General features: G+C 62.1%; 16 protein-coding genes. 12 read left to right on the forward strand and 4 right to left on the reverse strand.

The genetic code is table 11. From position 1 onward, the window contains the following. The first annotated feature begins 104 nt into the window (after positions 1–104). From phnE (ISX84_RS08265) to ISX84_RS08275, 3 genes are read left to right on the forward strand one after another with little or no spacing between them, the layout of a single operon-like run. Positions 105–935 (forward strand): phosphonate ABC transporter, permease protein PhnE, encoded by an 831-nt coding sequence (gene phnE, locus ISX84_RS08265; RefSeq protein ID WP_442800619.1) that lies wholly within the window; start codon positions 105–107, stop codon positions 933–935. After that, complete coding sequence (phnE, locus tag ISX84_RS08270; RefSeq protein WP_195819862.1) at positions 932–2,227, forward strand: phosphonate ABC transporter, permease protein PhnE; 1,296 nt, start codon at positions 932–934, stop codon at positions 2,225–2,227. Before phnE (ISX84_RS08265) ends, phnE (ISX84_RS08270) begins: the two co-directional genes overlap by 4 nt. Continuing rightward, entirely contained in the window at positions 2,224–2,838 is a 615-nt protein-coding gene (locus tag ISX84_RS08275) for a chloramphenicol acetyltransferase (RefSeq protein WP_195819863.1), read from the forward strand. The genes phnE (ISX84_RS08270) and ISX84_RS08275 overlap by 4 nt, the downstream gene beginning before the upstream one ends. A 3-nt stretch (positions 2,839–2,841) precedes the next feature. On the opposite strand, the gene ISX84_RS08280 is transcribed toward ISX84_RS08275, so the two are convergent. Next, entirely contained in the window at positions 2,842–4,017 is a 1,176-nt protein-coding gene (locus tag ISX84_RS08280; protein ID WP_195819864.1) for an alpha-D-ribose 1-methylphosphonate 5-triphosphate diphosphatase, read from the reverse strand. Positions 4,018–4,086: 69 nt separating this feature from the next. Further along, positions 4,087–4,818, reverse strand: coding sequence for a phosphonate metabolism transcriptional regulator PhnF (phnF, locus tag ISX84_RS08285; RefSeq protein WP_195819865.1), 732 nt, complete (start codon positions 4,816–4,818; stop codon positions 4,087–4,089). A 93-nt stretch (positions 4,819–4,911) separates the two neighbouring features. Here phnF and phnG point away from each other — a divergent pair, with 93 nt between their 5' ends. The 3 genes from phnG to ISX84_RS08300 are packed head-to-tail and all read left to right on the forward strand — an operon-like array spanning position 4,912 to position 7,012. Beyond that, complete coding sequence (phnG, locus tag ISX84_RS08290) at positions 4,912–5,364, forward strand: phosphonate C-P lyase system protein PhnG (protein ID WP_195819866.1); 453 nt, start codon at positions 4,912–4,914, stop codon at positions 5,362–5,364. Further along, the gene (gene phnH / locus ISX84_RS08295; RefSeq protein ID WP_195819867.1) at positions 5,364–5,927 is read left to right on the forward strand and encodes a phosphonate C-P lyase system protein PhnH; all 564 of its coding nucleotides are present in this window, start codon (positions 5,364–5,366) and stop codon (positions 5,925–5,927) included. The genes phnG and phnH overlap by 1 nt, the downstream gene beginning before the upstream one ends. Next, positions 5,927–7,012, forward strand: a complete 1,086-nt coding sequence (locus ISX84_RS08300; protein WP_195819868.1) for a carbon-phosphorus lyase complex subunit PhnI — start codon at positions 5,927–5,929, stop codon at positions 7,010–7,012. Before phnH ends, ISX84_RS08300 begins: the two co-directional genes overlap by 1 nt. Before the next feature lie 2 nt (positions 7,013–7,014). Here the strand turns inward: ISX84_RS08300 and ISX84_RS08305 are convergent, their stop codons facing one another. Then, positions 7,015–7,209 (reverse strand): hypothetical protein, encoded by a 195-nt coding sequence (locus ISX84_RS08305; protein WP_195819869.1) that lies wholly within the window; start codon positions 7,207–7,209, stop codon positions 7,015–7,017. Positions 7,210–7,265: 56 nt separating this feature from the next. Here ISX84_RS08305 and ISX84_RS08310 point away from each other — a divergent pair, with 56 nt between their 5' ends. From ISX84_RS08310 to phnN, 4 genes are read left to right on the forward strand one after another with little or no spacing between them, the layout of a single operon-like run. Then, entirely contained in the window at positions 7,266–8,120 is an 855-nt protein-coding gene (locus ISX84_RS08310) for an alpha-D-ribose 1-methylphosphonate 5-phosphate C-P-lyase PhnJ (RefSeq protein WP_195819870.1), read from the forward strand. A gap of 5 nt (positions 8,121–8,125) precedes the next feature. Then, positions 8,126–8,908: a phosphonate C-P lyase system protein PhnK gene (gene phnK, locus ISX84_RS08315; protein WP_442800620.1), complete on the forward strand. Its 783-nt coding sequence runs from the start codon at positions 8,126–8,128 to the stop codon at positions 8,906–8,908. Positions 8,909–8,915: 7 nt separating this feature from the next. Beyond that, positions 8,916–9,596 carry a phosphonate C-P lyase system protein PhnL gene (phnL, locus tag ISX84_RS08320; RefSeq protein WP_195819872.1) on the forward strand — a complete coding sequence of 227 codons (681 nt, stop codon included), beginning with the start codon at positions 8,916–8,918 and terminating at the stop codon, positions 9,594–9,596. A gap of 1 nt (position 9,597) precedes the next feature. After that, on the forward strand, positions 9,598–10,140 hold the full coding sequence (gene phnN / locus ISX84_RS08325) for a phosphonate metabolism protein/1,5-bisphosphokinase (PRPP-forming) PhnN (protein WP_195819873.1): 543 nt from the start codon (positions 9,598–9,600) through the stop codon (positions 10,138–10,140). Here the strand turns inward: phnN and ISX84_RS08330 are convergent. After that, entirely contained in the window at positions 10,119–10,784 is a 666-nt protein-coding gene (locus ISX84_RS08330) for a DUF1045 domain-containing protein (protein ID WP_195819874.1), read from the reverse strand. The two genes, phnN and ISX84_RS08330, sit on opposite strands and share 22 nt — an antisense overlap. Before the next feature lie 52 nt (positions 10,785–10,836). Here ISX84_RS08330 and ISX84_RS08335 point away from each other — a divergent pair, with 52 nt between their 5' ends. Together ISX84_RS08335 and ISX84_RS08340 are read left to right on the forward strand one after the other, a co-directional pair. Then, positions 10,837–11,982 (forward strand): alpha-D-ribose 1-methylphosphonate 5-triphosphate diphosphatase, encoded by a 1,146-nt coding sequence (locus ISX84_RS08335; protein WP_195819875.1) that lies wholly within the window; start codon positions 10,837–10,839, stop codon positions 11,980–11,982. Positions 11,983–12,056: 74 nt separating this feature from the next. Then, complete coding sequence (locus ISX84_RS08340; protein WP_195819876.1) at positions 12,057–13,019, forward strand: NADPH:quinone oxidoreductase family protein; 963 nt, start codon at positions 12,057–12,059, stop codon at positions 13,017–13,019. The last annotated feature ends 134 nt before the right edge of the window (positions 13,020–13,153 follow it).

A 13,153-nucleotide genomic window follows, 5' to 3' on the forward strand; every position in this document is an offset into this window, starting at 1 on the left:
TTTTTTCATGACGACAAAGCGGGCCCTTTTTCCCGAGGGCCCGCTTTACTTCATGCGGGGGAAAGATGGCGGATACAACCTTTCAGGCAGGCAGCCTGTCCGAGATGCAGACAGGCTATGCGCGCCTGATCCGCACGCGGCGGATGTGGAATGGCGCAATGCTGGCGTTGTTTGTCGCCTTGCTGATCGCAGGGTTCATGACCGCAGATGCGCGCAATGCGGGCGGATTCTGGAACGGCATCGACAATGTCTTTGATTTTCCGGTGGAGGTGATCGGCGAGGCCTGGGAGAAATCTCATCTGCTGCCCGGCCATTTCGCCAAGTACTTTCCATCACTGGTAGAAACGATCAACATCGCCGCCGCTGCCACGCTGGTGGGGGTAATGGCGGGCGCGATTCTGTCGCTTTTGTCCACACGCGGGTTGGCGCGCTGGCCCTCTCTGGTCGGGCTCTTTCGCCGGGTCAGCGATATTCTCCGCGCCATCCCTGAAATCGTGATCGCGCTGGTTCTGATCTTCGTGCTGGGGGCGGGACCCGTGCCCGCGATGATCGCCATTGCGCTGCACACCGCCGGGGCGATTGGCAAGCTCTACTCCGAAGTCAACGAGAACGCCTCCCTGAAACCGGTCGAAGGGCTGGCCTCCGTCGGGGCCAATTGGTCGCAGCGGATGATGCTGGGCATCGTCCCGCAAGTGGCCCCCAACTACCTCAGCTATGCTTTGCTGCGCTTCGAGATCAACATCCGCGCCTCCGCCATCCTCGGCTTCGTGGGGGCGGGCGGCATCGGCTATGACCTCAAGAACGCGATGAGCTGGGGGCAGGGCAAGTTCGACGAAGCGGCGGCAATCTTCATCCTGCTTTTCGCCGCCATCGTTCTTTTTGACCAGCTGTCGTCTTACGCGCGCCACCGGCTTACCACGGGAGCCCGGACATGAGCAACGCTGCAATCCTGACCGAAACGCGGGGCCTCTTCCGGCGCAAACGCCTTGTGGCGGCAGCGATCCCGGCGATGGTCCTGGCCTATCTGGTCTATATCTTCTTCGCCTTCGGTGTGCCCGAGATGATCCGCACGGCGGATACGAAAAATGCCCGCATTCTTGTGTCTGACAGCTACAGCTACAAAACCCATGTGACGCGCGACAACCGCAGTGGCGACATTCAGATCGCCATCGAAGGCGAACGCAAGGGGCGTTATGACGCCGGTACCGGCCCCTCCTGGGTGACCCTTGGCGAGACAACCGAGATCCTGTTGGACGAGGGCCACATAGTCCTCTTTGGACCCGAAGAGATCCGCTATGACATTCCGGGTTACGGTCTGGTCACGGCAAACCCCGGGCGCGGCGGCGTAAACGCGCGGCTGCCGGGCGGGGACGTGCCGGACTGGATCAACGCCTCCAAGAACCGGTTGACCATCACGACCGCGGCCGGGCGCCTGACGATCACCCGCAATCGGTCGGAAGTCTTTCGCTATTTCACCGGGTGGGAGCTTTTCTTCTTCACCCTCGACAGCCCCTACCACGGGATGGGTCTGGGCGAGGTGCTGGGCCATGCGGTCTCCGGCGAGGCCGGGGCGATCTGGCAGGATTTCTGGACCAACAAGATGTGGCGCCATTCCGATGTCGCCTGGGCGATCTTTGAGACCATCCTGATGGCCTTTCTGGGAACGGTCGGTGCAGCCCTGATTGCCCTGCCACTGGCTTTTCTGGCCGCGCGCAATTTCACCCCACTGGGGGCGGCGCGTTTTGCTGCGCGCAGGCTCTTTGACTTTCTGCGCGGTGTGGATGGGCTGATCTGGACGGTGGTGCTCAGCCGCGCCTTTGGGCCCGGGCCACTGACCGGTGCGCTGGCCATTCTCATCACCGATTCCGGTACCTTCGGCAAGATTTTCTCCGAGGCGTTGGAAAACGTGGATGACAAGCAGATCGAAGGCATCCGGTCTACCGGGGCAAAACCGATGCAACGCTACCGGTTCGGTGTGATCCCGCAGGTTACCCCGATCCTGCTCAGCCAGATCCTCTACTATCTGGAATCCAACGTGCGGTCGGCCACGATCATCGGGGCCATCACCGGCGGCGGCATCGGCTTGCTGCTGACGCAGGCGATCATCACGCAGAAGGATTGGGAAGAGGTGACCTATTACATCGTTCTGATCGTGCTGATGGTCATGGTGATGGACACGCTCTCCGGCTGGCTGCGCCGCCGCCTGATCCACGGGAAACCTGCGTGAAACTGACGGCTGCGAAACCGGTCATCCACGATGGATGTGATCTCGTCGATGTCGAGATGGGCCGCTACATCGAGATCGGTCAGGGCAGCCGCGTGGCCTACACGACCTTCGGGGATTATTCCTACTGCGACCGCCTCTGTGACATCGCCAATGCGGAGATCGGCAAGTTTGCCAATATCGCCAGTTTCGTGCGCATCGGAGCCACGGATCACCCCTTGGATCGGGCGTCGCTGCATCACTTCATGTACCGGTCGGCGGATTATTGGGAGGACGCCGCGCAGGATGCCGATTGGTTCGCCAGACGTCGCGCGCGGCGGGCACGGATCGGGCATGATACCTGGATCGGGCATAACGCGCAGATCAAGCCGGAGGTGGAGATTGGCCACGGCGCGGTTGTCGCCTCTGGGGCGGTGGTCACGAAATCGGTGGCGCCTTACACGATTGTTGTAGGCGTGCCGGCGAAACCAATCCGCCGTCGTCAGCCTGAAGAGATTGCAGAGCGGTTGATTGCGTTGGCGTGGTGGGATTGGGACCATGCGGCGCTGAGGAATACGCTGGATGATTTCCGCACCCTGTCTGCCGAAGCATTCCTGGAGAAATACGAGACGTAGCAGCTATTCCGCCGCATGTGCGACAGTTGCCAGACCCGAGATAAAGCGCTGGCCTGTCTCACCGCTCAGATGTGCGAGGCGGCCACCCGAAATGGTGGCGGTGATGCGGTGCGTTTTCTTGTCCACGACAACCAGATCAGCACGCTTGCCAACCGTAAGCGTTCCCCTGTCGGATAGGCCCATGACAGCTGCAGGCGTCGCGGAAATCAGGGCCCAGGCTGCGGGCAGATCAAGCGTGCCTGTCTCAACAAGGGCAAAGGCCGACTGGGCCATTGACGGATAGTGGTAGTCAGACACCAGCACATCACAGAGCCCGGCACGAATCAGGTCCAGTGCTGCAACATTGCCCGATTGTGACCCACCGCGCACTATGTTGGGTGCTCCCATCAGGATCGGATTGTCGAGGCTGCGCGCCGCACGGGCGGCGGCCTGCGATGTGGGGAACTCGCAGATTTTCGCCCCGATCTCGTTGAAATAGACGCGGGTCTCCGCGCTGGCATCGTCGTGGCTTCCATAGCGGATGCCTTGTGCATCGAAGAAGGCGGCAAGATTGCACAGGTATCGTGGCACCTTGGGGTTTTGCAGAAAGGCGCCGTCCACGACCGCCATGTGTTCCTGCGGCGTGCGCCCGGCCTTTTTCGCCCAGCCCAGGATTTCCTCGGGGTTTGTGCGTGACTTCTGCCGTGCCTCGGGCAGGTGGTCGTTGAAGACGGCATAATCCACACCATGCGCGGCGATCACATCTTTCAGCGTATCGAGCGTGTCGATGGTGTGGGTCTCGATGCGCAGCTGCACACGCAGATCGACCAGCGCGGTCTGCCGGTAGATTTCCAGTGCGTCGAGCAGCCGCGCGGTTGCGTCCGGTCCGCGCAGCCCGCCTTCCCATGACCAGGACTGCGCCATCCACGCCGTGGTGACCCCATGGGCCGCCGCCTCGCAATCCGTCGCGCGCAGCGCCTGATCCAGCGGAAAGACGGCTGAGGGGCGCGGTGCAACCTGGCGCTCGAAGGCATCGCCATGCAGGTCGACAATCCCGGGCAGGACATATGTACCGCTGAGATCGATTGCACTGCCGCCCGCCTCCGAAATCCTCCCGTCCCGGATCGAAACCGGGCGTTTGGACAATCCATCCGGCCAGAGAACGGTCGCGCCCGTCAGGGTGAGAGGGGGAAGTGCCATCAGATTATCGCTGCTCAGTGAATCGTTTTTCCAATGCATGGCAGAAAAGGGCGACAGCTTTGTGACAGCCTAGTCCGGCGTGTCGAGCGTGAGCGTCACGCGGTCGCCGACAAACCAGGTCCGCCCATATTCCACGGGTGCGCCGTCCATATCCGCGTTCATGCCAACAGATCTCAGGATCGGTGCGCCCTCTTCGATGCGCAGAAGTCCGGCTTGCGTTGCGGTCGCGCGTTTGGCGGTCAGGCGGGTCCACTCCCGCGTGTAGTCAGTGACCCCATGCGCCTGCAGCGCGGCTGTGACGGAGGATTTGTCAGTGAGAAATCTGGGCAGGTTTTCGAACCGGTCCGCTGGAAAGACGCTCTGAAACAGCGCCAAAGGCATGCTGTCGGCCAGCGACAGACCCTCGTAGCAATGCACCAGTGCATCCGCCGGAAGTGACAGCGCCTCGACCTCCCTGGCGGTCGCGCGCCGCGTGATCACGTCGAGCACGTTCTTTGCCGGTGTGCGCCCGGCGGCAGTGATGTTCTGGTGAAAGCGCACCCGCTTGCCGATGGGATAGTCGGTCGGGGTGCCGGTCACGAAAACACCGGCCCCGCGCCGCGGTACCACCAGTCCTTCGGTCGCCATGCGAGAAAGCGCGTGACGTACCGTGTGACGGTTGACCCCGAACCGGCGGGACAGGGCCGCCTCTGTCGGGAGCTTGTCACCCGTTGCGTAAATACCCTCGGCAATCTCATTGGTCAGCGTTGTGCAGATCGCGCGCCAGATGGGCGTTTTGCTCGAAGGGGTATCGGTGGTCATGTCACGAAACATTCACAGGGTTCGGGATTGTGTTTAGCGGCGTAGCGCGGTATATTTGTCTAGTTGTATAGTAAAGGCGAAGAGTTGTCTAGCATGAACGACACAGCCCGCAAAAACGACCGCAAGACCTGGATGAGCCTTCTGGCCAAGGCCCCGTCAGACCGTCTCGCAGCACTTTGGTCCGAAGCCGGATACGCGCCCGAGCACAGTTTTCTGCGCGCACCCGAACAGGGGGCGGTCATGGTGCAGGGGCGTACGGGCGCAACCGGTGCCCCCTTCAATCTGGGTGAGATGACCGTGACCCGTTGTGCTGCAAAGTTGGCGGATGGCACCGTCGGGCATGGCTATGTGCAGGGGCGCGATAAGGCCAAGGCGGTCACCGCCGCGCTGATCGATGCGCTGATGCAGACTGATCGGGCGTCGGAGGTGCGGGCCGCTATTCTGACGCCACTGGCGTGCGAGGCGCAGCGCGCGGCAGAGGTAAAGGCTGCCAAGGCTGCCGCGACAAAGGTGGAGTTCTTCACACTGGTGCGAGGAGAGGATTGATGCAGGCACAAATGCTTGAGGGCGGATTTGCCGAAGCGCCACGAGACGCGGCCATCGCGTTTCGCGCCGCGATGCGCACCATGGCGATGCCCGGCACAATCGAAACGCTGACCGGTGCGGCGGGGCCTGCACCGCTATCCCCTGCCGCGTCCGTATTGTTGCTGACCCTCTGCGATCCGGACACACCGATCCACTTGGCGGGGGCGCATGACGCTCAAGACGTGCGGGAGTGGATCACCTTCCATACCGGCGCACCCTTTGTCGCCGCTGATCAGGCAATGTTCGCACTGGGGTCTTGGGAGGCATTGGCGCCGCATCAAGACTACGCCATCGGCACGGCGGAATACCCGGACCGGGCCGCCACGCTGATCGTGGAAATGCCCGTACTGGCGCCGCAGGGCGCGTATCTCTCAGGGCCCGGTATCGAGGCGGAGGTACATCTCACCGTGCCCGATATCGCGTTTTCGCAGGCCAATGCGCGGCTCTATCCGCTTGGCGTGGACATGTTTCTCACCCATGGCAACCGCGTCGCGGCGCTGCCCAGATCGACACAGGTGCGCTGATGTATGTTGCGGTAAAAGGGGGCGAGCGGGCGATTGACAACGCGCATGCGCTGCTGGCGGAAAAGCGGCGTGGTGATACGTCCGTTGCTGAGTTGAGCGTGGCACAAATCCGCGAGCAACTGAGCCTCGCGGTCAATCGCGTGATGGCAGAAGGTTCGCTCTTTGATCCCGATCTTGCAGCGCTTGCGATCAAACAGGCGCAGGGGGACCTGATTGAGGCGATTTTCCTCATCCGTGCTTACCGGACGACCTTGCCAAGGTTCGGGTCTTCGCGCCCCATTGATACAGGGCAGATGTCTTGCGTGCGACGGGTCTCCGCCACGTTCAAGGACGCGCCGGGCGGGCAGGTGCTGGGGCCAACTTTTGACTACACACACCGTCTGCTTGATTTCAAACTGATGGCGGATGGTGAAGTGCCAGAGGCCGAAACAGCACCCCCGCGCACTGAGCCCACGCCCCACATCATGGATTTTCTCAACACCGAAGGGCTGATCGAAGAGGAAGAGGCGCATGATGAGATCCCGCCCGATCTGACTCGCGCGCCGCTGGAATTGCCTGCCGACCGGCCCTTGCGGTTGCAATCGCTGACGCGAGGTGACGAGGGGTTCATCCTCGGCATGGCCTATTCGACGCAGCGGGGATACGCGCGCAACCACGCCTTTGTCGGGGAATTGCGCATCGGCACCGTGCCGGTCGAGATGGAGATCCCCGAACTCGGATTTGCCATCGAGATCGGAGAGATCGAGGTCAGCGAGTGCGAGACAGTGAACCAGTTCAAAGGCTCAAAGACAGAACCCCCGCAGTTCACACGCGGCTATGGTCTGATCTTTGGACAGTCGGAACGCAAAGCCATTTCCATGGCGCTGGTGGACCGGGCGTTGCGGTGGAAGGAGTTGGGCGAAGACGATGTCGGCGCGCCCGCGCAGAACGAGGAATTCGTCCTCTATCATGCGGATAACATCCAGGCGACGGGGTTTCTGGAGCACATCAAGCTGCCCCATTACGTCGATTTTCAGGCCGAGCTGGAACTGGTGCGCAAGATGCGCGCAGAAGCTCAGACCGGTTTGCAGGAGGCTGCGGAATGACGTCAGTCGCCGCCATCTCCGCCATCGCCTGCGTCGGAACCATCGGACATTGTGGGGCCGTCATCGACGAAATCGAATGTGTTTTCGCACCAGGTGGCGAACTCGCTGCCGGGCCAGAAAATAATCACCGCAGAGCGCAGCATCAACAGTGCGAGAATGCCGCCGATCACGATGCCGCCGATCATGTCGCCTTCCATATCGTCTCCTTCGATTTCTATCGACGCGTATCTTCGCGTCCAAAAGAGGCAGCACTATGACCGACTACAATTTTGCCTATCTGGACGAGCAGACCAAGCGGATGATCCGGCGGGCGATCCTCAAGGGGCTGGCCGTGCCCGGCTATCAGGTGCCTTTTGCCAGCCGCGAAATGCCGATGCCCTACGGGTGGGGCACCGGTGGTGTGCAGGTTTCTGCGGCGGTGATGACGCCGGAAGACAGGTTCAAGGTCATCGATCAGGGATCGGATGACACCACCAACGCGGTCTCGATCCGGCGGTTTTTCGAACGCACCGCCGGGGTGGCGGTCACCGAAGAGACGCGGGAGGCGACCGTGATCCAGACCCGGCACCGCATCCCGGAGACGCCGCTGGAGGCGGGGCAGATCCTTGTCTACCAGGTGCCGATCCCGGAACCGCTGCGGTTTTTGGAGCCGTCTGAGGTGGAGACCCGCAAGATGCACAGCCTTGAGGAATACGGGCTGATGCACGTCAAGCTTTATGAAGACATCAGCCAGCACGGTGCGATTGCCACGGCCTACGCCTACCCGGTGATGGTTCAGGATCGCTATGTCATGGACCCGTCGCCCATTCCCAAGTTCGACAACCCGAAACTGCACAGCCCGGCGATCCAGCTGTTCGGCGCCGGACGCGAGCAACGCATCTACGCGGTACCGCCCTTTACCAAGGTCGTGAGCCTGGATTTCGAGGATTTTCCCTTTGAGGCCAGCAAGGCGGATGGGGCCTGCGCGCTCTGCGGAGTGGACAACAGCTATCTGGACGAGGTCATCATGGATGATGCGGGCAACCGGATGTTCGTCTGTTCGGACACTGATTTTTGCACCACGCGCCGCGCGCAGGGGCATGTGGGGGCGGAAGGAGTGCCGTCATGAAGGACATGATGCAGGATACCGACGTGCTGCTGTCGGTCCGGGGGCTGTCGAAATTCTACGGCGTCCGCATCGGCTGCGCAGAGGTCAGTTTCGATCTGTTCCCGGGCGAGGTGATGGGGATCGTCGGGGAAAGCGGATCGGGCAAATCGACCTTGCTGAACTGCATGGCCGGGCATCTGACACCGGACCGTGGCGAGGTACTTTTTGCAGGTCGCGACGGCGGCTTGCGGGATACCCTCAGAATGTCGGAGCCAGAGCGCCGCATGTTGGGGCGGACCGATTGGGCCTTTGTGCATCAACACGCGCGCGATGGGCTGCGGATGAATGTCTCTGCTGGCGGTAATGTCGGCGAACGGCTGATGGCCGTGGGCGCGCGGCACTACGGGGCGATCCGGGACAGCGCGGTGGACTGGCTGGGCCGGGTCGAGATTGCCGAGGACCGTATCGATGATCGCCCCACAGCTTTTTCCGGCGGTATGCAGCAGCGGCTGCAGATCGCGCGCAACCTGATCACCGGCCCGCGTCTGGTCTTTATGGACGAGCCCACGGGCGGGCTCGATGTCTCCGTGCAAGCGCGGCTGCTGGATTTGCTGCGCGGGCTGGTCCGCGAAATGGGGCTGTCGGCGGTGATCGTGACCCATGATATGGCCGTCGTACGGTTGCTGGCGGACAGGCTGATGGTGATGAAAGACGGGTATGTGGTGGAAAGCGGGCTGACCGATCAGGTGCTGGATGATCCGCAACATGGCTACACCCAGCTGCTGGTCAGCTCGGTTTTGCAGGTATGAGGGCAAGATGATCGAACTCAGAGACGTCTCAAAGCAATTCGTTCTGCACAATCAGGGCAGTACCGTCATTCCCGTGCTCCAGGGGGCGGCGTTGCAGGTTTCACCGGGTGAATGTGTGGCGCTGACGGGCAATTCGGGCGCGGGCAAATCCACGCTGATGCGCATGGTCTACGGCAACTATCTGGCGGATCGGGGCGCGATTGTGGTGGATGGGGTCGATCTGGCCACCGCCGCCCCGCGCGACATCCTCGCGCTGCGCCGTCAGTCGCTGGGATATGTCAGCCAGTTCCTGCGTGTGGTCCCAAGGGTGCCGACATTGGAAGTTGTGGCTGAACCGCTGCTGATGCTCCGGGTGGAACGGGAGGCGGCGATGGCACGGGCGGAACAGCTGCTGGGGTTGCTCAATATCCCAGAACGCCTCTGGGCGCTCAGCCCCACCACATTTTCGGGGGGCGAGCAGCAGCGGGTCAATATTGCCCGTGGATTTGCCTATAACTACCCGGCGCTTTTGCTGGATGAACCCACGGCCAGCCTTGATCCGATCAACCGCGCGGTTGTCCTGTCACTGATCGAAGAGGCCAAGGCGCGTGGGGCCGCGATCCTGGGAATTTTCCACGACGCCGAGGCACGGGCGCGCGTCTGCGATCGCAGTATCGATGTCTCCGATTTCACGCCAAAGGCGGCTTGAGGTGGCGGGGCGTCTCATCGCCGTCGTTGGCCCGTCGGGCGTCGGCAAGGATTCCGTAATGGACGGGCTCTGCGCGGCGCACCCCGACCTGCACCGCGTCAAACGCACCATTACCCGACCGGCCGAGGCCGGGGGTGAAGATTTTCAAGCCGTTTCATCGGGGCAGTTTGACCAGATGCAGCATGCGGGCGCGTTCATCCTGTCGTGGGGGGCGCATGGCTTGCACTACGGCATTCCGGCAACGGTGCGCGATGTCCTGGCTGCTGGACGGGATGCGATTGTGAACCTGTCGCGCGGCGTTCTGGTCGAGGCCAATAGGGAATTCGAGCACCTGCATGTGATCTCTCTGGTTGCCGATCCCAGAGTTCTCGCGGATCGTCTGGCCAGCAGGGGCCGCGAGACTGCGGCGGATATCGACAAGCGTCTTGCCCGCGAAGGGGCTACGCTGCCGGAAGGTTTGAGCATCACTCAGGTCCGCAATGACCGCCCATTGGATGACACAATAGCGGAGATCGAAGCGCTCTATTTTCCGGTCAGCGTGTAGCGATGAATCTCATGGAACATCTCTCCGTCACGCTCCCCGACCAGGGTCAGGCTGTCGATGACAAAGGGGCGTGGCGGCAGATCACCAAAATGGGTATTTGCGTCCGCCATGACCTTTCCCACCTGATCCCGCGCCAACGGGCCGGTCAGCGTCATATGGAATTTGAAAGCCTCCATCACGTAAGGATAGCCCCAGTTGCGCAGGTTTTCCTCCTGCAAGGGTGTCAGGTTGGATTGCCTGCGCCGGGCCAGTTCACCGTCGGTTGGAGGTGCGCGAAAGACGTCGAGGTCGCGCACGGCGTGCCCTGCAAGTTCTGCAAGATCTCGGACGTCTCCGACAGGGGTGAGGGCCAGAAACGACCCGATCCGCGACAACGTGAGCCCGTCCAGCGCCACCGGCGCGAGGCGCCGCGACAGCGCCTCCAGCGCCTCCTTCAATCCTTCGGTGGTTGTGTCTTGGGCCAACCGGAACGGCGGCTTGATGGTCCCGTGAAATCCGTATTTGCGGGGCCGGGCCGTAACCGCATCATCGGCCGTGCCAACCGCCCGTCCGGCAGCCAGATCCCACCCCAGCCACGCGGCGCCCGCATCGGCAAATGCGCCGGGGCGCGGTGTGAAATAGACACCGTATCGGGTAAAGCGCATCGGTTTGTATCCCCCAATTCCCCACAGTTTTTCAGGTCAGGTTAACACGCTCATGACATCACAAACCATCTTCGCCAATGCCAAAGTCGTGCTGCCCAACGAAGTTGTGACGGGATCGGTCTGTATCACCGATGACCGGATCACCAGCATCGACAGCGGAGCGTCCGTGCCCGCCGGTGCCATCGACTGCGAAGGCGACTACCTCTGTCCCGGACTGATCGAATTGCATACCGACAACCTCGAACGTCACATGATGCCGCGCCCCAAGGTCGACTGGCCCCATGACGCCGCCATCGTTGCCCATGACGCGGAACTGGCAGGCGTTGGGATCACCACGGTTTTCGATGCCATACGGGTGGGCTCGATTGTCGATGACACGCCCAGCCGCTTCCCCCGCTATGCGCGCAATCTCGCAAGCGAGATCGAGAACATGCGCCGTCATGGCGCGCTGCGGATCAGTCACCACCTGCATCTGCGGGCCGAGGTCTGCTCGGAAACCTTGCCGGAGGAGTTGGAGGAGTTCGGCCCTGACGACCGGGTGGGCATCGTGTCCTTGATGGATCATACGCCGGGTCAGCGACAGTTTCGCAATATGGCGCAGTTCGAGGCGTACGTGCGCGGCAAAAGGGGGCTGAGCGCCGAGGAATTCGAAGCCCATGTGGTCCGGCTGACCGACCTTCGGGCGCGGCTTGGCGACGCACATGAAACCGCAACGGTCGCGGCGACGAAACGGCTGGGAGCCACCTTGGCAAGCCACGATGACACGACACCGGATCAGGTTGCGGCTTCTGCCGATCACGGGGTTCACGTCGCCGAGTTTCCGACCACCATGGAGGCTGCCGAAGCCTGCCAGGCAAAGGGCATCGGGATCATCATGGGCGCGCCTAACCTGGTGCGCGGTGGGTCACATTCGGGCAACGTGGCGGCTAAGACGCTGGCCGAAAAAGGTTTACTGGATATCCTGTCCTCAGACTACGTGCCGGCGGCCTTGTTAAAAGGCGCCGTACAACTGGGCGCGCTTTGGGGGGACATGGCGCGCGGGTTGGCGACGGTGACAGCGAACCCCGCTGCGGGGGTCGAATTGCACGACCGTGGGCGGATCGCGCCGGGTTTGCGGGCAGATCTGACACGGTTCCGGGTGGTGGGCGAGGCCCCCATCGTGTGTGGTGTGTGGTCGAACGGTCGTCGGGTCAGCTAGAATCCCCTCTTGTCAATCGGCGCCCGCTCTGGCCTGATCCGCCGCAATACGACCCTAACAAGGACACGCTTTTCATGCGCGCGATGCAAGTCACCGACCTCGGCCAACCGCTGAGCCTTCAGGATATCCCCGTGCCAGCGGCAGGCTCCGGTCAGGTGCAGGTCAAGGTCCATACCTGTGGCCTGAACTTCGGTGATTTGCTGATCATCAAGGGGACCTATCAGGAAAAACCGGAGCTGCCTTTTACCCTCGGCATGGAACTCTGCGGCACCATCACAGAGGTGGGCGCGGGCGTCGAAGGGCTGGCCGTTGGTCAGCGGGTGGCGGCCTATTGCGGGTTCGATGCGCTGGCCGACCATGCCGCGATCCCCGCCAATATCTGTGTGCCGATCCCGGATGAGATGAGTGACGAAGACGCCGCCGCCTTTCTGATCGCCTATGGCACCAGCCATGTGGCGCTGGACTACAAGGCCCATCTACAACCGGGAGAACGCCTGCTGGTTCTGGGGGCCTCCGGCGGTGTCGGGCTGACGGCGGTGGAACTGGGCAAGCTGATGGGCGCAGAGGTGATTGCCGTGGCGCGCGGCAAGGACAAGCTGGAGGTGGCGCGGTCCATGGGGGCGGATCACCTTATCGATTCAGAGACGGATGATATTCGCAGCGTGGTAAAGGGCCTGGGCGGGGCGGACGTGGTCTATGACCCGATCGGTGGTGACCAGTTCAAGGCTGCACTGCGGGCGTGCAACGCCGAAGCGCGGCTCATTCCTTTGGGGTTTGCCAGCGGTGACGTGCCACAGATCCCGGCCAACCATCTTCTGGTCAAGAACCTCACGGTCATCGGTTTCTATTGGGGCGGATACACCCGCGTGAACCCCAAGGTGCTGACGGACAGCTTCAAGGTGCTGATAAACTGGTACGTGCAGGGCAAAATCAAACCGCATGTCAGCAATGTGCTGCCTCTGGAAGAGGCAAACGCCGCGCTCGATCTGCTGCGCACGCGGAAGGCCACCGGCAAGGTTGTGGTCAAGATCGGTTAGGGCGCGCGCGGAGAGCGTGTTGGGGGTCCCGATCTTACAGTGTTTGCACGCCCACGGGGCCGCTGTTTGGTGCATCTAAAGGTAGCGCCACCGCAGCATGCGGTCCGGGTCGTCAATATGTGATCAACGGACTG

Source organism: Roseobacter sp. MH60115, assembly GCF_015644665.1.
Taxonomy (GTDB): domain Bacteria; phylum Pseudomonadota; class Alphaproteobacteria; order Rhodobacterales; family Rhodobacteraceae; genus Roseobacter.